Annotated in this window: 18 protein-coding genes; 11 read left to right on the top strand and 7 right to left on the bottom strand. The window is 64.3% G+C overall.

Annotated elements, in window-relative coordinates; genetic code table 11:
• Positions 1 to 32: 32 nt before the first annotated feature.
• On the bottom strand, positions 33 to 1,025 hold the full coding sequence (locus ACWYRN_RS12830) for a glycosyltransferase family 2 protein (protein WP_488687813.1): 993 nt from the start codon (positions 1,023 to 1,025) through the stop codon (positions 33 to 35).
• A gap of 469 nt (positions 1,026 to 1,494) precedes the next feature.
• Between ACWYRN_RS12830 and ACWYRN_RS12825 the strand changes: the two genes are divergently transcribed.
• The 9 genes from ACWYRN_RS12825 (at position 1,495) to rfbA (ending at position 15,623) form a co-directional block, all read left to right on the top strand.
• Entirely contained in the window at positions 1,495 to 2,295 is an 801-nt protein-coding gene (locus ACWYRN_RS12825) for an ABC transporter permease (RefSeq protein ID WP_488687811.1), read from the top strand.
• Positions 2,295 to 3,515 carry an ABC transporter ATP-binding protein gene (locus ACWYRN_RS12820; RefSeq protein WP_488687809.1) on the top strand — a complete coding sequence of 407 codons (1,221 nt, stop codon included), beginning with the start codon at positions 2,295 to 2,297 and terminating at the stop codon, positions 3,513 to 3,515. Before ACWYRN_RS12825 ends, ACWYRN_RS12820 begins: the two co-directional genes overlap by 1 nt.
• A 98-nt stretch (positions 3,516 to 3,613) precedes the next feature.
• On the top strand, positions 3,614 to 5,431 hold the full coding sequence (locus ACWYRN_RS12815; protein ID WP_488687808.1) for a class I SAM-dependent methyltransferase: 1,818 nt from the start codon (positions 3,614 to 3,616) through the stop codon (positions 5,429 to 5,431).
• Between the two features lie 3 nt (positions 5,432 to 5,434).
• Positions 5,435 to 9,214 carry a glycosyltransferase gene (locus ACWYRN_RS12810; RefSeq protein WP_488692756.1) on the top strand — a complete coding sequence of 1,260 codons (3,780 nt, stop codon included), beginning with the start codon at positions 5,435 to 5,437 and terminating at the stop codon, positions 9,212 to 9,214.
• Positions 9,215 to 9,285: 71 nt separating this feature from the next.
• Positions 9,286 to 11,346 carry an ArnT family glycosyltransferase gene (locus ACWYRN_RS12805; RefSeq protein ID WP_488692755.1) on the top strand — a complete coding sequence of 687 codons (2,061 nt, stop codon included), beginning with the start codon at positions 9,286 to 9,288 and terminating at the stop codon, positions 11,344 to 11,346.
• 67 nt (positions 11,347 to 11,413) lie between these two features.
• A complete protein-coding gene (locus tag ACWYRN_RS12800; protein WP_488692754.1) occupies positions 11,414 to 11,701 on the top strand; it encodes a hypothetical protein in 288 nt (95 codons plus the stop codon).
• A gap of 171 nt (positions 11,702 to 11,872) precedes the next feature.
• Positions 11,873 to 13,552 (top strand): histidine kinase famiy protein, encoded by a 1,680-nt coding sequence (locus ACWYRN_RS12795; protein ID WP_488692753.1) that lies wholly within the window; start codon positions 11,873 to 11,875, stop codon positions 13,550 to 13,552.
• Positions 13,553 to 13,692: 140 nt separating this feature from the next.
• Entirely contained in the window at positions 13,693 to 14,736 is a 1,044-nt protein-coding gene (rfbB, locus tag ACWYRN_RS12790; RefSeq protein WP_488692752.1) for a dTDP-glucose 4,6-dehydratase, read from the top strand.
• Positions 14,733 to 15,623: a glucose-1-phosphate thymidylyltransferase RfbA gene (gene rfbA, locus ACWYRN_RS12785; protein WP_488692751.1), complete on the top strand. Its 891-nt coding sequence runs from the start codon at positions 14,733 to 14,735 to the stop codon at positions 15,621 to 15,623. Before rfbB ends, rfbA begins: the two co-directional genes overlap by 4 nt.
• Positions 15,624 to 15,664: 41 nt before the next feature.
• Here rfbA and ACWYRN_RS12780 read toward each other — a convergent pair whose 3' ends face one another.
• Positions 15,665 to 17,161, bottom strand: a complete 1,497-nt coding sequence (locus tag ACWYRN_RS12780; protein WP_488692750.1) for a DEAD/DEAH box helicase — start codon at positions 17,159 to 17,161, stop codon at positions 15,665 to 15,667.
• Between the two features lie 371 nt (positions 17,162 to 17,532).
• On the opposite strand from ACWYRN_RS12780, the gene ACWYRN_RS12775 reads away from it, so the two are divergent.
• Positions 17,533 to 18,192, top strand: a complete 660-nt coding sequence (locus ACWYRN_RS12775) for a hypothetical protein (RefSeq protein ID WP_488692749.1) — start codon at positions 17,533 to 17,535, stop codon at positions 18,190 to 18,192.
• 87 nt (positions 18,193 to 18,279) lie between these two features.
• Here the strand turns inward: ACWYRN_RS12775 and ACWYRN_RS12770 are convergent, their stop codons facing one another.
• From ACWYRN_RS12770 to ACWYRN_RS12755, 4 genes are all read right to left on the bottom strand, one after another.
• Entirely contained in the window at positions 18,280 to 18,498 is a 219-nt protein-coding gene (locus ACWYRN_RS12770; RefSeq protein WP_488692748.1) for a hypothetical protein, read from the bottom strand.
• A gap of 23 nt (positions 18,499 to 18,521) precedes the next feature.
• Complete coding sequence (locus tag ACWYRN_RS12765) at positions 18,522 to 19,259, bottom strand: anti-sigma factor family protein (RefSeq protein WP_488692747.1); 738 nt, start codon at positions 19,257 to 19,259, stop codon at positions 18,522 to 18,524.
• A gap of 7 nt (positions 19,260 to 19,266) precedes the next feature.
• Positions 19,267 to 19,887 (bottom strand): LON peptidase substrate-binding domain-containing protein, encoded by a 621-nt coding sequence (locus ACWYRN_RS12760; protein ID WP_488692746.1) that lies wholly within the window; start codon positions 19,885 to 19,887, stop codon positions 19,267 to 19,269.
• Between the two features lie 78 nt (positions 19,888 to 19,965).
• On the bottom strand, positions 19,966 to 20,430 hold the full coding sequence (locus ACWYRN_RS12755) for a cupredoxin domain-containing protein (protein WP_488692745.1): 465 nt from the start codon (positions 20,428 to 20,430) through the stop codon (positions 19,966 to 19,968).
• Between the two features lie 210 nt (positions 20,431 to 20,640).
• Here ACWYRN_RS12755 and ACWYRN_RS12750 point away from each other — a divergent pair, with 210 nt between their 5' ends.
• A complete protein-coding gene (locus ACWYRN_RS12750) occupies positions 20,641 to 22,917 on the top strand; it encodes a CHASE domain-containing protein (RefSeq protein WP_488692744.1) in 2,277 nt (758 codons plus the stop codon).
• A gap of 110 nt (positions 22,918 to 23,027) precedes the next feature.
• On the opposite strand, the gene ACWYRN_RS12745 is transcribed toward ACWYRN_RS12750, so the two are convergent.
• A complete protein-coding gene (locus ACWYRN_RS12745; protein ID WP_488692743.1) occupies positions 23,028 to 24,020 on the bottom strand; it encodes a homocysteine S-methyltransferase family protein in 993 nt (330 codons plus the stop codon).
• Positions 24,021 to 24,196 lie beyond the last annotated feature (176 nt).

Below are 24,196 nucleotides of genomic sequence, written 5' to 3'. Positions count from 1 at the left end.
GGCGGCCCCAAGGCGTCCCTGGCCTGGCGGCTTCAGTCGGCCATGGGCAGGCGCCACGGGCGCGTTTTCTTGTGTAGCGGCCGCTTCGGCACCGAGGAAATATCGTTCGAAAGGAAGGCCAGCACCAGTTGCACGCCCATCAGTATCGGCAACGCCGCCAGCATGACGGTGCCCGCTGGCGTTTCCACACCGGCGCGCGAGGACTCGATCCAGTGCACCGCACCGTAGGTCAGTCCCGAGAAGAACAAGACCAGGCCCAACGGCAACTCGATCGACGCCAGCGACATGTTACGCAAATAGTAGTTGTAGAAGATGCGCTTGCCGAAATTGCGTACGTGCTTGAGCAGGAATTCGGTGACGATCTTCGATATCTTCAGGTTGCTCACCTCGTCGCCATAACTGGCGTCCATCGGCACATCGGCCACCACTGCCTGCAGGGTATTCAGGCGGAACAGCATGTCGGTCTCGAAGAAGTAGCGGCGGCTGATCTTGTTGAATGGCAGGTGGCGCGCCGCGTCGACATGAATCGCGGTGAAACCGTTGGTCGGATCGAACAGATCCCAATAGCCGGAAGAGAGCTTGGTCATGAGCGACAGCACCGCATTGCCGAACAGGCGCATCGGCGGCATCGCGCCGATCTGCTCGAGGTCGAAGAAGCGGTTGCCTTTGGTGTAGTCGGCCTCGCCCCGCAAAATGGGCGCTGCAAAAAGCGGGATCAGCCGCGCATCCATTTGTCCGTCGCCGTCCACCTTGACAATGACGCTCATGCCATCGGCGATTGCGGCCCGATAGCCTGTCATGACCGCCCCACCGACCCCCTGGTTCTCCTCATGCATGATCACGACCACGCGCGGATCGCTACAGCTGTTGCGTACAAGGGCACCCGAGCCATCCGGGCACTTATCATCAACGACGTAAATTCGCGAAACCTCGGAACCGATGCCAGCAATAACACCCAGGATATGTCGGGTAACGCGGTAACTCGGGATGACAACAGCGATGGCGTCGTGGTGAATCGTGCTCATGTCTATGCTCAACAAAGGAAGGCGCTATTATTGCTGAATACAGTCGAAATGCCAATTCGAAAGAATTGCCCGGCTGCTAGCAAACAAAAATCCTGCACGCTTCGCACAACCCGCAGCCTGTAATGGCTGAGAGCCGCATATAATGATGCGCTCTTTCGTCCGGTTGGATTGGCAACCGATCAGACGACATTCGTCCAGCCAACGCGCGCCGGCGACGAACGTGTTCTCCCTCTCCACCCGGGGCCCTTTGATCGTCACGTCTCCGTTGCTTTGAACAGAATGTTGCGATGATATAATTATTTATTCATCTATCCTTTACGCGCTTTGCTACCGTCCGGGACGCTCGTCGCGTCCGGAGATTGGCGTGCACAGTAAGCAGCCACCTACTCACTTCACCTATGACCTGTTCCCGTCTTTCCCCCGCCGCGCCTCATGGCGGGGTGTTCACTTGCAATCAGTCGAAAAAAACATGATCACACTTCCCATGTTCGCCAGCGTCTGGCGCTACCGCGGGTTCATTGGAGGTAGCATCAAGCGCGAATTCCAGATCAAGTACCGTAACTCGCTACTGGGCGCTGCCTGGACGATCCTCAGTCCTCTATCGATGATCCTGGTTTACACCATGATTTTTTCACAGGTGATGGGGACGCGCCTGCCTGGAGCGGCCGGCAGTTTTGCTTACAGCATTTACCTGTGCGCAGGCGTCCTCACCTGGGGGCTGTTTGCCGAGATCACGACACGCAGCCAGACGGTATTTATCGAAAATGCAAGCTTGATAAAAAAGCTCCAGTTTCCCCGGCTGTGCCTGCCCGTCATCGTCGTTCTCAATGCCGGCATTAATTTCGCCATCATCTTTGGTTTGTTCAGCCTGTTCCTGGCGCTTTCATCGAATTTCCCTGGCTGGATATATTTCGCCATTTTTCCGGTATTACTGGTGCAGATCGTGCTGGCAATCGGAATCGGCATGATTCTTGGCGTTCTCAATGTCTTTTTCCGTGACGTCGGCCAGTTCTTCACCATTCTTTTGCAGTTCTGGTTCTGGTTCACCCCGGTCGTCTATCCCGTAGCCGCACTGCCGCCCGGGGTGCGCGACTGGCTGTCCTGGAACCCGATGGCCGGCGTGATCGGCGCGTACCAGAACATCCTGGTACACGCCCAGGCCCCGGACTGGGCGGCGCTGATGCCGGCAACCGTACTTGGCGTGGCCTGCTGCTTGATAGGCCTGCAATTGTTCCGCAAGCGTGCGGGTGAAATGGTGGACGAACTCTGATGGGTAGCATTCGCGTTAACAAACTGGGCAAGGCCTACAAGCAATACGAAAACCGTTGGAGCCGGCTGGCCGAGTGGCTCATTCCGGATGGCACGATTCGCCATCGGCTTAAATGGGTATTACAGGACATCAGTTTCCAGCTTGCACCGGGTGAAGCGGTGGGCATCATCGGCATGAATGGTGCCGGCAAGAGTACCTTGCTGAAGATGATCACCGGCACTTCGCAACCGACGACCGGCAGTGTGACCATGACCGGCCGCGTCGCTGCGCTGCTTGAACTGGGGATGGGTTTCCACCCGGATTTCACCGGACGGCAAAATGCCTACATGGCAGGCCAGCTGATCGGCCTCGCAATCGACGAGATCACGGCCCTGATGCCGGAGATCGAAGCGTTTGCGGACATTGGCGAGTACATCGACCAGCCGGTACGCGTGTATTCCTCCGGCATGCAGATGCGCCTGGCCTTCAGCGTCGCCACAGCGAAGCGCCCCGACGTCCTGATCGTCGACGAGGCGCTGTCGGTCGGCGATGCCTATTTTCAGCACAAGAGCTTCGACCGTATCCGGGAATTCCAGAAGCTGGGCACGACCCTGCTCATCGTCAGCCATGACCGCGCCGCAATCCAGTCGATCTGCGACCGGGCTATCCTGCTCGACCGCGGCGGCATTGCCAAGCAGGGTTCGCCGGAAGAAGTCATGGACTATTACAACGCGATGATTGCCGAGCGCGAGAACTCGAGCGTCGAACAGGTGGTCACCGCCGAAGGGCGGGTCCAGACCACTTCCGGTACCGGCGAAGCAAGCGTCACGGACATCACGCTCGAAGACGAACACGGTGCTCCTCTGGAAGTGGTGAATGTCGGCGTGCCCGTGACCCTTCGGGTGCGGGTCAAGCTGAATGCCGACATACCGCGCCTTGTGCTCGGCTACATGATCAAGGACCGCCTCGGCCAGCAGATGTTCGGTACCAATACCCATCACATGGAAGCACCGCTGGAAAACCTGCGCGCCGGCGAGACGGTCGATTATCTGTTCCGTTTCCCCCTCAACCTGGGCCCGGGCAGTTATTCCATCACGACCGCGCTGACCAGCAGCGATACCCACCTTGCCCATAATTACGAGTGGCGCGACCTGGCCTTCCTGTTCATTGTGATGAACATGAACCGGAAGGTGTTCGTCGGCACCAGCTGGCTTGAACCAACCGTAGAGATCAACCGATGAGCACTGCATTTTATCGCGCATTTGAAGACCGTCACCGCGGTTCGCGCGAGCTGATCAAGTCACGCCTGACTGCTTACCTTCCCTTCCTCGTACCGCTGATGGCATCGCGCACGCCTTCGGCGCTTGATCTCGGCTGCGGCCGCGGCGAATGGCTCGAACTCCTTGGCGAAACCGGCTTTGTCGCCCGTGGCGTCGACCTCGACGAGGGCATGCTGGAAGCCTGCCGCGAACGCGGCCTGAACGTGACGACCCAGGATGCGCTCGCCAGCCTGCGCGCCCAGCCCGATGCCAGCTTGAGCCTCGTGTCGGCCTTCCACCTCGTGGAGCATATTCCCTTCGAAGCGGTCCAGGAACTCATCGCCGAAGCATTGCGCGTCCTGGAACCCGGCGGCTTGCTGGTCATGGAAACGCCGAATCCCGAGAACCTGGTGGTAGCGACCTCGGGGTTCTACATGGACCCTTCGCACCTGCGTCCGATACCGCCGCAGTTGCTCGAGTTCGTGGTCGAATTCGGCGGCTTTGCGCGTCATCGGGTCGTGCGCTTGCAGGAATCGCCGCAGTTGCACGGTACCGCGCCACTTGAATTGATGAACGTACTTAACGGCGTCAGTCCCGACTATAGCGTGGTGGCGCAAAAGGCAGCGGAACTGACGGTCACCGCGCCATTCGATACCGCATTTGCTGCGGACTACGGGCTCGACCTGTACACCCTCGCGCAGCGCTACCAGTCCCAGCGCGACGGCCAGCGCCGTGAAACCGAGACTGCCCTGGCCCATCTGGCCGACCGCGTGGCCGCCGCCGAAATGAATGCCAGCGGTTTGTTCCAGCGCACGCTGGAAACGATCAGCGAGGCGCAGGCCGCCACAAAACTCGTCCAGGCCGAACTCTACAGCGCCCAGCAGCGCGAACGCGCGCTCGAAGCCTCGGCCCATGCGCAGGCCCTTCGCGAAGCGGAAGCGCGCGCCGCCAGTTACCTGAGCCAGGCGCAGGAAGCCGGCGCACGTGCCCTGCATGCGGACCAGCGCGCCCTGGAAGCGGAGCACCTGGCTGCGGAAAACGCTGCCCTGGCAGAGCGCCGCGCCGACGAGGTACGCCAACTGATCGAGGAGCAGGCACGCCAGGCCGAAGCCATGGCGAACCAGTTCGCGCAGGAGTTCGAGCAGAAAATCGTCGAGTCGGTGCGGCAGGCGGAACAGCAAGCCGAACAACGGGTGCAAGAGGCGCGGCAGCAAGTGGAGCGGCGCGTGCAGGAAGTGCAGCAACAGGTAGAACGGCGCGCCGATCGCCTTCTGCTGGAGGCGCAACGAGGGGAACAGGAGGCGAAGGAACAACTGCTTCGGACCGAGCAGCAGTTGGCCGAGCTGAAACGCTATGCCGACAACAGCGCGCAGGCCCACGTCGTTGCCGATACCCATGCCCAGCATTTGCAATGGCAGCTGAACGAAATGACCGTGCGCCTGTTGGCCACTGAACAACAGGTGCGCGATGTATTTGCCAGCTCGTCGTGGCGGATGACGCGTCCGGCACGCGCGGCGATGACCCTGTTGCGCCGTCCCCTGGGCAAGGCAGATGTCGCCCGCATGGTCGAAGCCCGCGAGAAGGCGCGTGCCGGCAACCTGCTGATGCCGCTTGTGCGCACCCTGGTCCGTCGCCCTGCCGTACGCGCATTTGCCGTGCGCGCGCTAGCGCATTTCCCTGCGCTCGACAAACGGCTGCGTTCGCTGGCCCAGCGTTCCCGCGAAATCGCAGCGCTTCCGCCCGCCCCGGCTCTGCTTCCCGTCGCGGCGGCACCGGCGCACCTCGAACTTCCCGGACAGCCGCCGATCGCTCCAGCCCCTCTCATGTCACGCTCTGCGCAGAACGTTTTTGCCCAGTTGCAGCGCCGTGTCCTTTCCGACGACCACACAGAAATCTGATCGATGCGCCTCGTACTTGACCTTCAGGCCTGCCAGGCCAGTAACCGCGCGCGCGGAATTGGCCGCTACGCCATGTCGCTTGCCATCCATATCGCGCAACTCGCCGGCGGCCCCGGCCGCAACCACGATGTGCGCATCGTGCTCAACAACCGGTTCCCGGACAGTATCGACGCGATTCGGCATGCCTTCGACGGCCTCGTGCCGCACGAGCACATCACTGTCTTTGACGTTCCGGCGCATATCGCTGGCGCCGATCCGGCAAATGACTGGCGCACACGCGCTGCCGAGCGCGTGCGCGAACATTACCTGGCCGACCTGCGACCTGATATCGTGCACGTTGCCAGTCTGTTCGAGGGTTGGGGCGACGACGCTGTCAGCTCGATCGCCCATGGCCCGGCGGGGTCCGGCGCCAGTGCCGTTACCCTGTATGACCTGATTCCACTGGTGCGCCAGGAAGCCTATCTTTCCAATCCGCGCATGCGCGACTGGTACTATCGCAAACTGCAGTCGCTCAAGAGTGCCGACCTGCTGCTGGCGATTTCCGGTTATAGCCGGGATGAAGCGATTTCCGAACTGCATCTGCCAGCCGAACGCGTCGTCAATATTTCGTCCGCGATCGATTCGACCTTCGGGCCGCGCATGCTGACGAGCGATGCGGCCAATGCATTACGCCACCGTTACGGCCTGACCCGGCCATTCCTGATGTACACGGGCGGTATCGACTACCGCAAGAATATCGAAGGGCTGATCGAGGCATTCGCAGGATTGCCGGGCACGGTCAGCAAGAACCATCAGTTGGCAATCGTATGCAATGTGGGCGATGCCGACCGCGAGCGCCTCGTGACACTCGCAGGACGCTGCGGCCTGGGACATGACGCGCTGGTGCTGACCGGCTATGTTCCAGATGATGACCTGGTATCGCTCTACAACTTGGCAACAGCGTTCGTATTCCCATCTCTGCACGAAGGGTTCGGTTTGCCGGCGCTCGAGGCGATGGCATGCGGAACCCCGGTAATCGGCTCGGATGCGAGCAGCATTCCCGAGGTAATCGGCCGTGCGGATGCCCTCTTCGATCCGACCGACAAGGCGGCCATGAGCGCGAAGATCGAACAGGTTCTCGTGGACGAAGGGTTCCGCACCAGCTTGCGCGCCCACGGCCTGGTGCAGGCGCGTCAGTTCTCCTGGGATGCCAGTGCCGAGCGTGCGTTGTCTGGTTTCGAGCAATTGCACGCCAGCCGCACGGCACATGCATCGATGATCCCGAGCGTGCGCCTTGCGGGCACGCCGGCACGTCCGCGCCTGGCATTTCTCTCGCCGCTTCCTCCCGACAAGTCCGGCATTGCCGACTACAGCGCCGACCTCATTGCCGAACTGATCGGCGATTACGACATCGACGTGATCGCACAGTCGCAAGTTACCGACCCCTGGATCCTCGCCAATTGCCGCATCCGCTCCATCAATTGGTTCGAACAGCACGGTGACAGTTTCGACCGAATCATTTACCACTTTGGTAACTCTTCGTTCCACGAGCATATGTTCGGGCTGCTGGCACGTTTCCCTGGCGTCGTGGTGCTGCATGACTTTTTCCTTAGCGGGATCGTCAACCATATCGACCATATCGGCCTGGCCCCGCACGCACTGGTACATGCCCTTTATGATTCCCACGGCTACGCTGCGTTGATCGCGCAGCAGCGCGAAGGACGGCTGGCCTCGATCTGGGGCTATCCGTGCAACTATCAGGTACTCAACGATGCCGCAGGCGTCATCGTGCACTCGCGCTATGCGCAGCAACTCGCACAAGCCTGGTATGGCGCCGAGGCAGGCAAGGATTGGGTAGTCATGCCTTTCCCGCGCGCGCTTGGCCAGCCGGACCGGCAAGGCGCCCGCAAGCGGCTGGGGCTGGACGATGAAGTCTTCCTGACATGCAGCTTTGGCCTGCTCGGCCCGACGAAACTGAACGACAAACTGCTGGAAGCCTGGTTGCAGACACCAATGGCGAAGGACCCTCGCTGCCAGCTTGTCTTCGTTGGCGAAAACGAACCCGGTCCATATGGCCAGGCGTTGAAGGAGGCGATTGCCAAAAGCGGCCACGCGAAGCAAATCAGGATTACCGGGTTCGCATCACGCGAACTCTATCTGGATTACTTGTCGGCCACCGACTCCGCCGTCCAGTTGCGCGGCAAGTCCCGGGGCGAAACGTCGGCCGCCATCATGGACTGCCTGGCCTATGGCGTACCGACCGTCATCAACGCCAATGGCTCGGCTGCCGAGTTGCCGGACACGGTATTGTTGAAGATCGACGACGAATTCACGCAGGCCATGTTGAGCGATGCGCTTACCAAGCTCTACAAGGAGCCTGGGCATGCGCGGGACTACTCGGGACAGGCGCGCAACTACCTTGCGACCCAGCATCACCCGCACCGCGTTGGGCGGAAATACCGTGATGCAATCGAACAGTTCTGCATGAGCAGCCCTTCTGCTAACCGGCGCAGGCTACTCGGCGGCATCGGACGGCTGGAGGCCAGCGCCACGCCGGCTATCGACGATTGGGCGGCAGTCGCCCGCAGCGTCGCCTTGAACCAGGCTCCACCGTTTGGTCCGCGCCAGTTGCTTGTCGACGTATCGGAACTGGTCCAGCGCGATTCGAAATCGGGCATCCAGCGCGTCGTTCGTAACATCCTTGAAGCCCTGCTCAACGAACCGCCTCCGGGTTACCGGGTCGAGCCCGTATATGAATCGGGCGGGCAATACTGGTACGCGCGCCGGTTTGCTTGCGACATATTGGGAATGCCCGATATGCCACTGCAGGATAGCCTGCTCGAAACCGCCTGTGGCGACCGCTATCTCGGACTCGACCTGCTGCCGCACATCGTGCCGCAGAATGCCGGGATATATCAGGACTTCCGAAACCGCGGAGTCGACGTCTTCTTTGTCGTCTACGACCTGCTGCCGGTCCTGCGTCCCGACGTGTTCGTACCGGAGGCCGACGTCAATTTCGGACGCTGGCTGGATGCGGTCACGACGCTCGCTGACGGCGTGATCTGCATTTCACGCGCCGTTGCCGATGAGCTTGTCACATGGTTGGAACAGCGTGAGACACGACGGCAAGCACCGCTCAAAGTCGGCTATTTCCACCTTGGTGCCGATATTCCGGCGACTTCATCGAATCGCGATGGAGACGATCAACCAAACGAGGTGTTGTCCGCCATGCTCGGCGCACCAAGCATCCTCATGGTTGGCACGATCGAACCACGTAAAGCGCATGCACAGGCGCTGGCCGCTTTCGAACGCTTATGGGCGGAAGGCACTGCCGTTAATCTTGTTATCGTAGGAAAACAGGGATGGATGGTAGAAGCGTTGGTCGAACGCTTGCGCAACCATCCTGAAAAGGGACGGCGTCTATTCTGGATCGAAGGGGCAAACGATGCTCTTCTGCTGCGTATTTATGCAGCTGCAACAGCCTTGCTGGCAGCGTCGGAAGGAGAAGGATTTGGTCTTCCTTTGATTGAAGCCGCGCAGCATGGCTTACCGATCATTGCACGCGATCTCGATGTTTTCAAGGAAGTCGCCGGAGAACATGCTTTTTATTTCAACGGTACGGCACCCGAGATGTTAGCGGCTCGCCTGGCCGAATGGCTCAGCCTCCACGCAAGCGGCAGGGTGATCGAATCGACTTCCATGCCTTGGCTGAAGTGGCATGAGAGTGCTCAACAATTAATTCGGGTGATCTCTTCAGACAAATGGCATGCTTGCGTTACTTTCGAAAACAAGCAGCTTTCGTGATCCAGCGACACAACTTATCCAAGTAACCTTCTGCTCCTATCGTAACGTCTATGCACGATAATAATTTGAACATGAGCTCCAAGCTCAAGACAGCCTGGTTTGCAGGCCTCCTTTCGGTATTTGCGTATCTCATGCTCAGGAATGCGGGTATGCAACCGATCGTCATGGCCGACGAGTGGTACTACAGCAGCTTTTCCCGTTTGTTTCCTCTCAGCGAGGTGGCGATTCCCTCCTATCTCTACCTGATCGTTTCAAAGGGCACCCTTGCCTGTGGTGCCGGGGCCCTCGAGTGCGCACGGATTATCAACGTCATCTTCTTCCTGGCTGCCTCGCCGTTTATCTACCTGACGGCGCGCCGGTTCATGAGTCCCAAGCTTGCGAGCATCGTCGCGCTGCTGGCAGCGTTGGGGCCATTTAACAGCTACACGGCGTATTTCATGCCGGAGTCGATGTATTACTTCATGTTCTGGCTGCTTTCCTGGACGGCTTTTCGGTTCAATGAAAAGCCAGCCGCTGCGCGCGCAGCTCAACTAGGCGCCGTACTTGGCGCCCTGGCCCTGACGAAAGTGCATGCACTCTTCCTGTTTCCGAGCCTGGTTTTGTTCATGCTCTACAGTATCTGGTCGGTATCGGGTGCCGCCGATAAACGGCTGCGTGACGCATTCATCCTGGTCGCGATTGCGGTTTCGACCGCCGCGGTCATCCGCTTCGGTTTTGGCTATCTTTGCGCAGGGCGCAATGGTCTGAGTCTCTTCGGTTCCCTCTATGGAGCACAGGCGGCGAATTCAGCGGCAAGCAGTGTGTCGATCCTCCATATCATCAAGCCGGCCCTGTTCAATCTGCAGGGCCATGTGATCGGTTTGATGTTGCTCTTTGCCGTACCGTTTGCCATCCTGCTGGGCGGATTTGCCGGTTACCGCAGCGGCACGAGCGCTCATCGCGATCGCGTCCTGGCGATCTATACGGTGCTGGTTCTGCTGGCGTTACTGGCAACCACAGTCGGTTTCACTGCTCACGTTGCCGGAAATGGGCATGAAACGAATGTCCGGCTGCACATGCGGTATTACAACTTCTTGTTCCCGTTGTTGATCATGTGCGCCGCGGCCAAAATCCGTGAAGATAATGTACAGCTTCCGCGCACCTATGCTGTCATCGTTGCCGGCGTAGTTGGCTTGGTCGTTCTGTACGGCGCTTTTACTCAATGGAAACCTTACACGCCGAGCATGGTAGATAGCCCCGAGTTCCAGGGGATGACCAGCAACATCAAAGCGTTCTACTTGTTGAGTGCGATTGCCTGCATTAGCCTTTTCTACTGGATCTTCAGCCAGCGTCTGGGAGCCCGCGTGTTTCTCGGAATTTTTATGCCTTTGTTTACGGTGTGCGCCGGCTATGCAATCAACAAGGAAGTTCGTCAAGGCGGCAGCGAAACGGTATTTGATCGTGCCGGCATCGTCGCTCGCAACTTCCTGAACGATTCCCAGCGCGCGCAACTCGGTATCGTCGGTTCCGACGCAAGCGGTATTTTCCGCGCTCAATTCCATGTCGATAACCGTCAGGTATGGCAGCTCATGGCCCCGCAAGGCGAACCCATCAATCTCCGCGACAAGCCTGCGGCGACCTCCTGGTTACTGGTTCTGGGCAACTATCCAGTTCCTGCTTCTGCTGCCGTACGCCTGAGTAACCCCGAGTTTTCCATTTTGCAGCTCAACGCCCTGTTACCTGAGCGATTTGACTACAATTTCTCGGAAGGGCCGAATGGCATCATCGAGCGTCTTGTAGGCGTATCGGGCGTTGAATCCTGGGGGCGCTGGTCCGATCAGAAGACGGTGGAATTACACTTTTCGACACCGCTCCCGCGCCGTTTCGTCCTGACCCTGGTTGCGGAAGCCTTTGGTCCGAATGCCGATGAAGATATCCTTGTACAGATAGGTCAACAGACGCAAAACACGAGACTGGAACGCGCAAAGAAAAGCGTCAGCTTGCCGTTTGAAACCGACGGTACGCAAAGGACGATTCTCATCAATGTACCCAAGCCGACGTCTCCCAAGTCGCTCGGCATGAGCGAAGACGAACGTACGTTGGGAATCGGCTTCACCGCATTGCATATCGAAACCGGGAATGCAGCGCCCTAAGGGCAATCCAACGAAGGGATGAGCCTGAGTCCACGCATCGTGGTCGCCGATACGGCGGCAGCGATGCGTGGAACGCGACGACTTGCACCCTTCGTGCCCGCGGCAGCGTATTGTCATCGTCGGCGCAACCTCGGCCAGCGCCGAGCATTGTGTCCGCCACTGGGTCCAGGCCAGACCGCTCGAACCGGTCCTCGTCGCGCTGTTCGACCATGGCCTACCGCCCGACCAGAAAGCCTGCCAACCGGACCTGCGCCAGTGTGCGCAGGCGCTGCAGGTGAACGCGCTCCCGGTCCTGTTCGCCAAGGCGTTTGCGCGCCACATGGCCATGCAAGGCCTTGCCATCCTTCCAGACTGACGCAGAGCCAAGCATTACCGTGAGCGTGCGCCGGCATTGTCTTCTTGAAGCGCTTGCGTGAACCCGCGCACAGTCGGCATCGAGCTCCTGCCCTACCATGATCGTGACCGCGCTCACACGACCACTGCGCCCCACTACTTGCAGGACCGAAGTACACACCACAGGCTCACCATGGCAACCGGCTCCGACCGCGAAGACGACGACACCAAAGACCTCGACACGCAGGGCGGCGGCCAGAGCGTTGGTGTGCCCGCCGACGGCGAGCTCGAAGGTTCGTCCTACAATCCGCTCGGCAACCCGGGCATGAAGCACTGGCAGGCCAGCTACATCGACCGCGAAGGCATCGAGGACCGCGGCAACATCTTCTTCGCCGCCGTCGAGATGACGCGCATGCCGATGGTCGTCACCGACCCGCGCCAGCCCGACAACCCGATCGTGTTCGTCAACCGCGCCTTCCTCGACCTCACCCTGTACGAGGAAGCCGAGGCCGTCGGCCGCAACTGCCGCTTCCTGCAGGGCCCGCAGACCGACCCTGCCACCGTCACCGAGATCCGCAACGCAATTGCCGACGAGCGCGCGGTGGCGCTCGACATCCTGAACTACAAGGCCGACGGCACGCCGTTCTGGAACGCGCTCTACCTGGGCCCGATCTTCGACCACGAAGGCCAGCTGCTCTACTTCTTCGCCTCGCAGATGGACGTGACCGAACGCCGCGCCACCGAGCAATCCTCGCTGCAGGCGCAGAAGATGGAAGCGATCGGCCAACTGACGGCCGGCATGGCGCACGACTTCAACAACCTGCTTCAGGTCATCAACGGCAACCTGGAACTGGCGCTGCTGACCCTGGGCACCGGCAACAGCACGGCCGGCGAATCGATCCGCCGCGCCCAGCGCTCGGCCATGAAGGCCGGCAAGCTGACCCAGCAACTGCTCACTTTCGCACGCAAGCAGCGCCTCGAGCCGCGCCGGGTCAACCTGAATGCCTTGCTGGTGGAATTTTCGGAACTGCTGGTGCGCACCCTCGGCGACAAGGTCGAGCTGCACCTGGACCTGAAGCCCGGCCTGCCCGCCTGCACGCTCGATCCGACCCACCTGGAAATGGCGCTGCTGAACGTCCTGATCAACGCACGCGACGCCATGCCGAACGGCGGCGAGGTGAAGGTCGCCACGGCGCTGGCGCCCGGCAACCAGGTGCTGATCTGCGTGGCCGACGCGGGCGAAGGCATGACGCCGGAAGTCATGCGGCGCGCAACCGAGCCCTTCTTCACCACCAAGGGACCGGGCACCGGGCTCGGGCTGGCGATGGTGCACGGCTTCGTCCAGCAGTCGCACGGACGGCTGGAAATCGACAGCACGCCCGGCCAGGGCACCACGGTGCGCATGATCTTCCCGCTCGCCGACGGCGAGGTGGCGGCAGGCGGCCCTGCACCGGATGCCGCCGCTGAAGACGATCCGGCGGCGCCGGAAGACGAGACCAGGCCGCGCATCCTCGTGGTCGAAGACAACGAGGACGTGCGCGAACTGGCGGAAAGCATGCTCGGCGCGGCCGGTTATGCGGTGGTGTCGGCGGCCAGCGGCGAGCGCGCGCTGGAACTGCTGGAAGAAGAACAGAACTTCGACCTGCTGTTCACCGATGTGATCATGCCGGGAGGCATGAACGGCTTGCAGCTGGCCGAGCAGGTACGCGCGCGCCAGCCGGAAACGCCGATCCTGATCACCACCGGCTACATGGACGAACTGCCCTCGGCCACCCCGCGCGCCCAGCCGCTCGACGTGCTCAGCAAGCCTTATCGGCAGGAAGAACTGCTGTCGCGGGTGCGCGCCATCCTGCCGGCACGCACCGCCCTGTAATCCATCGCGCAGCGTACAATACCCGGGCTCATACACGGGCCAGGCAGCGCGTTGCCTCGCGTTGCCGTCCAGCCCGCGTGCCCTTCAATCGCCGGACGCGGCGCAAGCCCGGCATCCGGTGCGACCAAGACAACATTCGCATGATTCTAGTAACAGGCGGAGCAGGCTTCATCGGCTCCAATTTCGTTCTCGACTGGCTGGCACACAGCGACGAGCCGGTCGTGAACCTCGACAAGCTGACCTATGCCGGCAACCTTGCCAACCTGGCCTCGTGCGCCAACGACCCGCGCCACCTGTTCGTCCACGGCGATATCGGCGACAGGGAGCTGGTGGCGGGCCTGCTGGCACGCCACCAGCCGCGCGCCATCCTCAACTTTGCCGCCGAGACCCATGTCGACCGCGCCATTGCAGGCGCCGGCAATTTCATCGCGACCAACATCGACGCCACCTTCGCGCTGCTCGAGACCGTGCGCGCCTGGTGGCAGGCGCAAGACGGCGCGGCGCGCGCACGCTTCCGCTTCCTGCATGTCTCGACCGACGAGGTGTATGGCACCCTGCAGCCCGGCGAAGCGGCGTTCAGCGAAACCACGCCCTACGCGCCGAACAATCCGTATGCCGCCTCGAAAGCCGCATCCGACCACCTGGTGCGCGCCTGGCACCGCACCTATGGCTTGCCAACCCTGACGACCAACTGCTCCAACAATTACGGACCGTATCAGTTTCCCGAGAAGCTAATTCCGCACATGATCGCGCAGGCACGCGCCGGCAAGCCCCTGCCCGTGTACGGCGACGGCCAGCAGGTGCGCGACTGGCTCTACGTTGCCGACCATTGCGCGGCGCTGCGCCGCGTGCTCGAGGCCGGACGCCCCGGCGAGACCTACAACATCGGCGGCAGCGACGAGATGGCGAACCTCGACGTGGTGCGGATCGTGTGCGGCATCCTGGATGAACTGGCGCCGGCGGCGCAAGGCAGCCATGCGGCCCGGATCGAGCACGTCACGGACCGCCTGGGGCACGACCGCCGCTATGCCATCGACGCCGGCAAGATAGCACGCGAACTGGACTGGACGCCGGCCGAGCGCTTCGCCAGCGGCATCCGCAAGACCGTCGCGTGGTACCTGGCGCACGAGGACTGGCTCGATGCGCTGCAGGCCAGCCACGCCAATCAGGCAGGCCGCCCATGAGCACCACCCCGGCGCGCAAGGGCATCATCCTGGCAGGCGGCGCCGGCACGCGCTTGTACCCGATTACCACCAGTGTGTCGAAGCAGTTGCTGCCGGTGTACGACAAGCCGATGATCTATTACCCGCTCAGCACGCTGATGCTGGCAGGCCTGCGCCAGATCCTGATCATTTCCACGCCCGAGGACATGCCGCGCTTCCAGGCGCTGTTCGGCGACGGCAGCCAGTGGGGGCTCGAACTCGCCTACGTCGCCCAGCCCTCGCCCGACGGCCTGGCCCAGGCCTTCATCCTGGGCCGCGATTTCCTCGGAGACGCCGCGTCGGCGCTGATCCTCGGCGATAACATCCACTACGGCAATGACCTGGTGTTCAGGCTGCAGGCGGCCTCTGCGCGCGGCAGCGGCGCCACCGTGTTCGCCTACCACGTCACCGATCCCGAGCGCTACGGCGTCGTCGAATTCGACGCGGCGCGCCGCCCGCTGAGCCTGGAAGAAAAGCCGCTGCGGCCGAAATCGCCCTACGCCGTCACCGGCCTGTATTTCTACGACAACCAGGTCTGCGACATCGCGGCCAGCCTGACACCCTCGCGCCGCGGCGAACTCGAAATCACCGATGTCAACAGCCATTACCTGGCGCGCGGTGCGCTGAACGTCGAGATCCTGGGCCGCGGCACCGCCTGGCTCGACACCGGCACCCACGATTCGCTGCTCGACGCCAGCCAGTTCATCGCGGCGATCCAGAAGCGCCAGGGGCTGAAGGTTGCGTGCCCCGAGGAGATTGCCTGGCGCATGGGCTATATCGACAGCGCCCAGCTGCTGCACCTGGCAGAGCCGCTGGCGCGCAGCGGGTATGGGGAATACCTGCTGCGGCTGGTGCACGACAGGGAGTGAGCGGCGCTGCGGCGCCGGCTGGGGTGGCTCAGGCCTGTAACTCAGGCCTGCGGCTTCGGCAAGCCGCCGAGCAGGACCGCCAGCTTCTGCTTCGGCTTGGCCTGCGTGCCCGCGACGGCCTGGACCGTGTCGCGGCGCGGCGCGCTTGAAGGCTCGTAAGGCTTCAGGAACCACGGATCGATCTTGTCGCGGCGCGGCATCGAGCCGGCGCCATAGCTGCGCGGCCCGCGTTCGCCCCGCTCGCCGCCGCGGTCGCTACGGACTTCGCTGCTGCGTTCGCTGCGGCCCGCGTCCGGGCTGCCGCTGCGCGGACGGCGCTCGCTGCGTTCGCCGTCGCGGTCGCGGCTGCGGGCGCGCGGCGTGAAGTTGCTCAGCTCGCCGCGCTGGACGGTTTGCTTGATCAGTTTCTCGATGTCGGCCAGCAGGCGTTCGTCCTTATCCGAGTAGACCGAGATCGCATCGCCCGAGGCGCCGGCGCGGCCAGTGCGGCCGATGCGGTGCACGTAGTCCTCGGCGTTGTAGGGCAGGTCGAAGTTGATTACGCAAGGCAGGTCGGAAATGTCGAGGCCACGCGCGGCGACGTCGGTCGCGACCAGCACCTCGATCTCGCCTTTCTTAAAGGCTTCCAGCGCCGCCATGCGTTCCTGCTGGGTTTTATCACCGTGGATGGCCGAGGCCTTGATGCCGCACTGCTCGAGGTGGCGCGACAGGCGCGAGGCGCCGATCTTGGTGTTCGAGAACACGATCACCTGCTTCAGCGCGCGCTGGCGGATCAGGAATTCGACCACGTCGCGCTTCTGCTCTTCGTCGACCTTGTAGACCACCTGCGTGACCTTTTCGGCGGTGGCATTGCTGCGCGCCACTTCGATCAGGACAGGCTGGTCGAGGAAGCTGTTGGCCAGCTTCTTGATTTCCGGCGAGAAGGTGGCCGAGAACATCAGGTTCTGGCGCTTCTTCGGCAGCAAATTGATGATGCGCTGCAGGTCGGGCAGGAAGCCCATGTCGAGCATGCGGTCGGCTTCGTCCATGACCAGCATCTGCACCTGGCCCAGGCTGACATTCTTCTGTTCGATGTGGTCGAGCAGGCGGCCCGGGGTGGCGATGACGATTTCGACGCCGCCCTTCAGGATCACGGTCTGGCCCTTCATGTCCATGCCGCCGAACACCACGGCCGAGCGCAGCGGCGTGTGCTGGGCGTAGGCCTTGACGTTGTCGGCCACCTGCACGGCGAGCTCGCGGGTAGGCGTGAGGATCAGCGCGCGCACCGGGTGGCGCGCCGGCGACATGCTGCTGTTGGCGTGGGCCAGCAGCAGCTGGATGATCGGCAGCGAGAAGCCGGCGGTCTTGCCGGTGCCGGTCTGGGCGGCGCCCATGACGTCGCGGCCCTGCAGCACGACCGGGATGGCCTGGGCCTGGATCGGGGTCGGATGGACGTAGCCCTGGTCGGCGAGGGCGCGCAGGATTTCGGGCGCGAGGCCGAAATCGGCAAAGCGCACCTCTGCCGTGGCAGCCTCGTTGTTCATCGGTGTTTCAGACATTATTCTTTCCAGGCATGTAATCGTTCCGCTCTACGGCCGCTTCGCTGCCTCGCCCCGGACGCATGTCGACGCGCAAAACGCTGGATGGGCGGGCTTGCCGCCAACTGGTGCGCGGCCCGTGGCCGGCTCGGTAGGCACGCCCCGCAGGCAGAAACCGCCGGCGCGAACGTAGAGACACTAAGTAGCATCCTCAAGGTTACCTCAAAACCTCGAGGGTGTATATGGAATCCTGTGTCGATGCGGCCTGTCCGCCCCTGCCCTGCTTGCCGTTTTTGCAATCCCGGGCTTTACCCGGCTTTACATTCCCTGCCCTGTGTTTCGGCTTCCGCGCGCCGTAAATGGAGATAGGACAATCTTTGCAGAGGAAAAAAATGGTTTCAAGTATCGGCGGATCGACCCTGGCGCAATCGCTGCCGGCGCGTGCCGCGAGCCGCGCCAGCCAGGAAGTCCAGGCTGCGGGTGCCCAGGGCACGGCAACCGCCAGCGCAGCCACCGGCGGCGAGGCGGACAGCCCGGCCGCTCCCGTGACGCGCAGTGCCCTGTCGAGCGCGACCGACCGCCTGGGCAGTCAGCTCGAGGCCCAGGCCGATGCGTCGCGCCTGCGCCAGGCGGGCGGCGCGCAAGACGCTGCCGAGGCCGCCGGCACGGGCGAGGCAACCGCCTCGGCATCGGCGGATACCGAATCGGCTGGATCGGTGGAATCGGCTGAATCGGCTGAATCGGCCGGATCGGCCGGCACCACGTCGCAGGCGGCCGGTGGGGCGGGCATGGCCGGCGGTGCGGGCGGCGCCGGCGCTGCATCGTCGGGCAGCAGCGAATCGAGCGACTACATTGCCGAAGCCGATACCAACAGCGACCGCAAGGTCAGCGACGAAGAGCGCGCCGCCTACGAGAAGAAGCTGGCAGCCCAGGCCGAAAAGAGCACCCAGGACCCGCAAGCCGCCCCACCTGCGGAACGTTCGCGTGCGCAGGAAGTGCAGCAGGCTTACAACCCGCAGGACAGCGAGCCGGGCCTGGACATCATGGCGTAGGGTGGACGGCTACTTCCGGGAACGCCATCACCACGCGGCGCTCGCGCCGTCCACGCGTTCAACCAGGGTTCGCACGATTGCAAGCAATCACGACGCCGCTTTCCTGCTGTTTGCTTCCAGCGCCATGCACCGTGCGTTGAACGCGTGGGCGGCGCCAGCGCCGCTTTCCTGCTGTTTGTTTTCAGCGCCTTGCACCCGTGCGTTGAACGCGTGGGCGGCGCCAGCGCCGCTTTCCTGCTGTTTGTTTTCAGCGCCTTGCACCCGTGCGCTGAACGCGTGGGCGGCGCCAGCGCTGCGGGTTTGCACACATCCGGGTGGAGCCGACCACCCTACCGCCAACCGCGCGCCTGCACGGTGCGCTCGGCAGCCGAGCTGAGCGGCGTGCCGTCGATGCGGGCGTCGATGGCGGCCAGCACCGCCGGCGGCAGCACGCTTCCATCCATCCAGGCCGCGCCGGCGGCGCCCTGCACCAGCACCGGCATCTTCCATTGCGCGCCGTCGCGGCAGGCCAGGCCGGCGGTGGTGTCCATCACGAAGCTGCGGCAGTAGCGCCCGTCCTTGCCCAGGAAACTGATGCCGATGCGCACCCGGCCCGAGGGTCCGGGGCTGGCCAGCTGGGCGCTCAAGGCTTCGGCCAGGCTGCCCTGGGCCACCAGGGCGCCGCTGCCGGCATTCAGCGAAGCGAGCGCGGCATCGCCCTGGAAGGCATGCCAGCCGGCGCCGCCAGCCACCAGGCCGAGCGCCAGCGCGGCGGCCACGGCGCCCAGGTGGCGGCGGGTCCAGGCCGGCGCCGGCGGCGGCGTGGCGAGCGGACCCAGGCGGGCGGCGCGAATGGTGTCGAGCTGGACCACCTTGGCGCCGCCATGATGCCCGCCGGCATGGGCATGGCCGCCGCCCTCGCGCCCGCCGGCAACGACGCCATACACGCGGCTGCGCCGGGCCCGGTGCTGGGCCACGCGCGCCGCGATCGCCGGGTCGGCGCGGATGGCGCGTTCGACGGCGGCGCGCTCCGCCTCGGCCAGCTCGCCGTTGACGAATGCAAGTAAGAGTTCGTCAGAAAATTTCATGGCAGCGCTAGGATGTAATCAAGCCATGTTCGTCCAGCACATCGTGCAAGAGCTCGAGCCGGATCACCGGGTTGTCGAGCATGAGCAGATTCTGTTTCCCGCCATTCGGCAAGGGCAGCAGCTCGCACCAGCGGTTCGCTACCCAGCCGCAATCGTCGAGCCGGAACGGCGGCTGTACCGGCCAGCGTTCCTGGGGCACGTCTTGCAGCGAACCCAGCACCCGGTCGAGCGCATCGGCCGCGCCCTGCAGTTCGGCGGGGATGGGCACCGCATGGTCGCCCTCGACGAGTTCGACCTCCGCCATCCATAATCCGTTCAATCGTTGTTGCGACGATTTGACTTCGAAGCGTGCGCCGCCGCGGCAGACCACCTGCAGCAGGCCGGGCGTGGTGGCGGTGGTGTCGCAGACGGTGGCCAGGGTGCCGCTTTCGGCAAAGCGTTCGGGCTGGCCGCCGCGCTGGCGCACTTCATGCCCCTGGGTCAGGAGCACCACGCCGAAGGGCGTGTCCTCGGTCAGGCAGCGGCTGATCATGTCGAGGTAGCGCGCCTCGAAGACCTGCAGCGGCAGCACGCCGTCCGGGAACAGCACCGTGCTGAGCGGGAACAGGGGAAGGGAAATCGTGGCCATGCCCCATGATGACAGAATCGCTCCCCGGACCGCTGCACGATTGCCGGCCAGCCAGAGCGCGGCCGGCGTGGCCCCGGATCAGCCCTGCGGCGCCACCAGCGGCAGGTGGCGCAGGGTCTGGCCGAGCGCCGCGATGCGCCAGCGCAGGCGCTCCCAGCCAGGGTCGGGCAGGCGCACCACGCGCACCAGCAGTTCTCCGCCGGCAACGGCCGGGCAGGCATACACGTAGTCGCCGAGCTGCCCGAAAGGCAGGCGGAATTCCTGGCCCGGACGCAGGTGCAGCGGCCCGAAAACGTGGGCGACGCGGTCGCGGTTGCGCAGCAGCAGCACGTCCTGCACGCCGAGCGTGAGGTGCATGACGCGCGGCAGCGCGGCGCGGCGCGCACCGGGCTGCGCGGCCGGATCGAGCGCATGCGGGGGAATCTCGAACAGGCGTTCGTGGCTGGGGTAGCGCAGCGGCGCCAGCGCGCCCCACAGCAGCGCCAGCAGCACGCAGGCGGCAAGCGCCCAGAGCGGCGCATGGCGGCGAAAAACGGAATGCATCGGTTCCTCATGGACAGCATGCCGGCGACATGCAGCGATCGATTTTATACCGAGAATATTGATTCCTGTAAAATCCAGCGCGCGCGGAAGCCCCCGCCGGCATGCCCGGCTGCCCTGCTTCCGTGCGCCCCGGCGCCCCCGACCTGCGTATGCTGGCGGCACCCGGAAACCTCATTCACTCGTCCAGACGGACGCACGGCCAGCCACTACATGCAGCGTCCAGACCCCGACCAGCCCAACCCCATCCCTCGCGCACCGGTGCGCCGGGGATGGGGGCCCCTGATGCTGGCCGGGCTGGTGTTCGCGCTGTCGCTGCTGGTGACCTGGGCCGCCTGGAGCGGCGCGCGGCGCGACACGGCGGCCGACCTGGCGGCCCAGTTCGACTACCGCGCGCACGACCTCGTCACCGCCACGGTGCGCCGCATGGCGGTCTATGAACAGGTGCTGCGCGGCGCGCGCGGCTTCATGCGCGGCAGCGCCGAGGTCGACCGGGGGGCGTTCGCCGATTACTTCCGCCTGCAAAACCTGCAGGAACATTTCCCTGGCATCGAAGCGCTCGGCATCGCCACCATCGTGCCGTCGGCCAGGCTGGCGGCCCACGAGGCGGCCATGCGCGGCCAGGGGTTTCCCGGCTATGCCGTGCACCCCGAGGGGCCCCGCCCGGTGCTGAGCTCGATCACCCACATCGAACCTTTTACTGGACGCAACCTGCGCGCCTTCGGCTACGACATGTACAGCGAACCGGTGCGCCGGCATGCCATGGCCGCCGCGCGCGACAGCGGCCTGGCGGCGCTGTCGGGCAAGGTGGTGCTGGTGCAGGAAGCGAGCAACCCGCAGGCCGGCGTGCTGATGTACCTGCCGGTCTACCGCGCAGGCATGCCGGCCGCGACCGTGGATGAGCGCCGCGCCGCCATCGTCGCCTGGGTATATGCGCCCTTTCGCATGAACGACCTGATGCGCGGCGTCGGCGGCGCCCATGCCGCCGACCTGGAGGTGGCGATCTACGACGGCGCGCAGGCGGCGCCGGCGAACCTGCTGTTCCGTACCCAGGCCCCGGCCGCCTGGCGCACCCCGCTGCTGCGGCGCACGATGCAGGCGACGATTTCCGGCCGCCCATGGACGCTGGAAATCGCCTCGGCGCCCGCCTTCGAAGCCCGGCTCGACACCCGCCGCCCGCGCGTGATCGCCGTCACCGGCATCGGCCTGGCTTTCCTGCTGGGGCTGGTGGTCTGGCTGCTGGCCAGCTCGCGCCGGCGCGCGGTGCACCTGGCGCGCGCCATGACGCTGGAACTGCGCCAGTCCTACGAACGCATCGAAGCCGAGCAGGCGCGCATGCACGTGATCCTGCAGAATGCCTACGATGCCTTTGTCGCGCTCGACGCCGACGGCCGCATCACCGACTGGAATGCCCAGGCCGCCGCCCTGTTCGGCTGGAGCGCGCAGGAAGCCATCGGCCAGGATGCCGGCGCCCTGCTGCTGCCGCCGCAGGCGCGCCTGCCGGGCAGCCAGGGCTTCGCCCAGTTCCGCGCCGCCGACGGCGAACCCATCGTGCCCGGCCAGCCAGCCGAGCTGAACACCCGGGCGCGCGACGGCGCCATTCTTCCGGTGGAGATCGTGGTGGCGCTGCTGCCGCTCGAGGTCGGCAAGGGCGCGAGCGCTTTCGTCCGCGACCTGCGCCCGCGCAAGGCAGCCGAAGAACGCGAGCGGCTGCGCCAGCTGCGCCTGGACGAAGCGCGCACGGCGCTGGCGCGCTCGCAGAAACTGGAAGCGGTGGGCAAGCTGACCGGCGGCGTGGCCCACGACTTCAACAATATCCTGCACATCATCAGCGCCAACGTCCAGCTGATGCTCAAGACCGGCAACAACAGCGAGAAGCGCCTGCACGGCATCCTCGATGCGGTCGAGCGCGGCGGCAAACTGGCGGCGCAGCTGCTGGCCTTTGCGCGGCGCCAGCCGCTGCATCCGAGCCTGGTCCAGGTCGACCGCCTGCTCGACCGCATGGACAGCCTGCTGCACCGCGCCGCCGGCGAGGCGGTGGCGATTGCGCGCAGCGGCGGTGGCGAGGCGCTGTGGCCGACCCTGGTCGACCCGAACCAGCTGGAAAACGTGCTGCTGAACCTGGTCATCAATGCGCGCGACGCCATGGAGGGCCGCGGCCGGGTGACGATCCGGCTCGAGAACACCACAATCGACGGCGCCGGCCCCGACCCGGAAATCCTGCCCGGCGACTATGTGTTGGTGGCAGTGTCCGACACCGGCCAGGGCATGCCGCCCGAGGTGATGGAGCGCGCCTTCGAGCCCTTCTTCACGACCAAGCCCGAGGGCAAGGGCACCGGGCTCGGCCTGTCGATGGCGCACGGCTTCGTCAAGCAGAGCGGCGGGCACATCCGGCTGGCGAGCGTGCCGGGTGAAGGCACGACGGTCAGCATCTACCTGCCGCGCTGCGTGGACGGGGACGGCGCGGCTGAGGGCGCGCCCGGCGCCTGAGCCTGCCGCATCACAGCCGCAGCACAGCCGCTTCGTCGCCGCTTATTCATGGCCGCTTCTTCATAATCACTTCCTCGCCGCTTCTTTACAGCCGCTTTCTTATTGCCACTTCACAGCCGCGGCGCCCCTGGCTGGCGCCCGCCCGGCACCGGTTGAGGCGCGGTACGCGCCAGGCTGCGCGCGATCGCCTCGACGTGGCGCTCGTCGGTGCCGCAGCAGCCGCCCACCACATTCATCTGCGGCAGGAGCGTGCGCAGTTCCAGGTATTCCTCGCCCAGTTCCTCCGGGTCGCCGTCGTCCAGTTCCAAAGCTTCGTCGAGCTCGGCATGGCTGCGGCGCGAGGCGTTCGCGCGCAGGCCATGGATACGCTCGCGCCAGGGGCCATCTTCCGCCAGCGCGGGTTCGACGTGGCTGGGATGGGCGCAATTGATCATGTAATAGACGGGGTAGTCGCCGGTTTCGGCGTCGGTGCGCAGGATGGCGTCGGACAAGGCGTCGCCCGACGGCAGGCGGCCATCGGTCTCGAGGGTGAAGGAAATGGCGATCGGCATGTCGCACGCCGCGGCGGCGTCGACCACGCCGATCGCTTCCTCGGGATAGGTGATGGTAAAGGCGCCGAGCATGTCGGCCTCGGTGCCGGCGAAGGTGGCGACCTGGGCCAGGTGGTAGTCGCGCGCATCGCCGGCGGGCATGCGGCGGTCGGCGCGGTAGCCGTCGCCGCGCGGGCCGATGTTGCCGCTGATAACGATCGGGGTGGACGGGCTGTCCCACTCTTCGCGCACCTCGGCCAGCAGGGCGACCGCGGCGCGGTTGGCCTCGGCCAGTTCGAGCGCGTTGTAGCCCAGGGTACGCGCCCAGTCGCGGTTGGCGCGCCAGGTGGGCGTTTCCAGCACCGCGCCCAGGCCATGCTCGTGGGCCATGCGCGCGAACAGCGCGAAGTAGTCGTGCAGGGCCTGGCGTCCGCGCGCCTCGCGCAGCAGCACGAAGGAAGCGAACGAAGGCAGCGTGTACCCTTGCTGGAAGCTCAGCATCGTTTCCAGCCCGGCATCGGACAGGAACAGCCGCCCGCCGAGCTGGGGCAGGCGCTTGCGGTAGCGGCTCATGGGGTCTCCTGGAGAAGAAGTGCTTCATGCTTGGAATGCGCGCGTGCTTGCGCAGTTCCCGCAACGGTGTGGAGCACGGATGACATTGCGCAAGGTGGCTGATACGCGATATGACCTGCGTAGGGTGGGCACTTGTGCCCACGCGGTTTCATCGTCCGCATAAACGCGCCATCGAT

It is taken from the genome of Massilia sp. BAP21 (assembly GCF_057801335.1).
The sequence above is the reverse complement of the archived record's forward strand: the minus strand, read 5'-3'. Positions and strand labels throughout refer to the sequence as shown.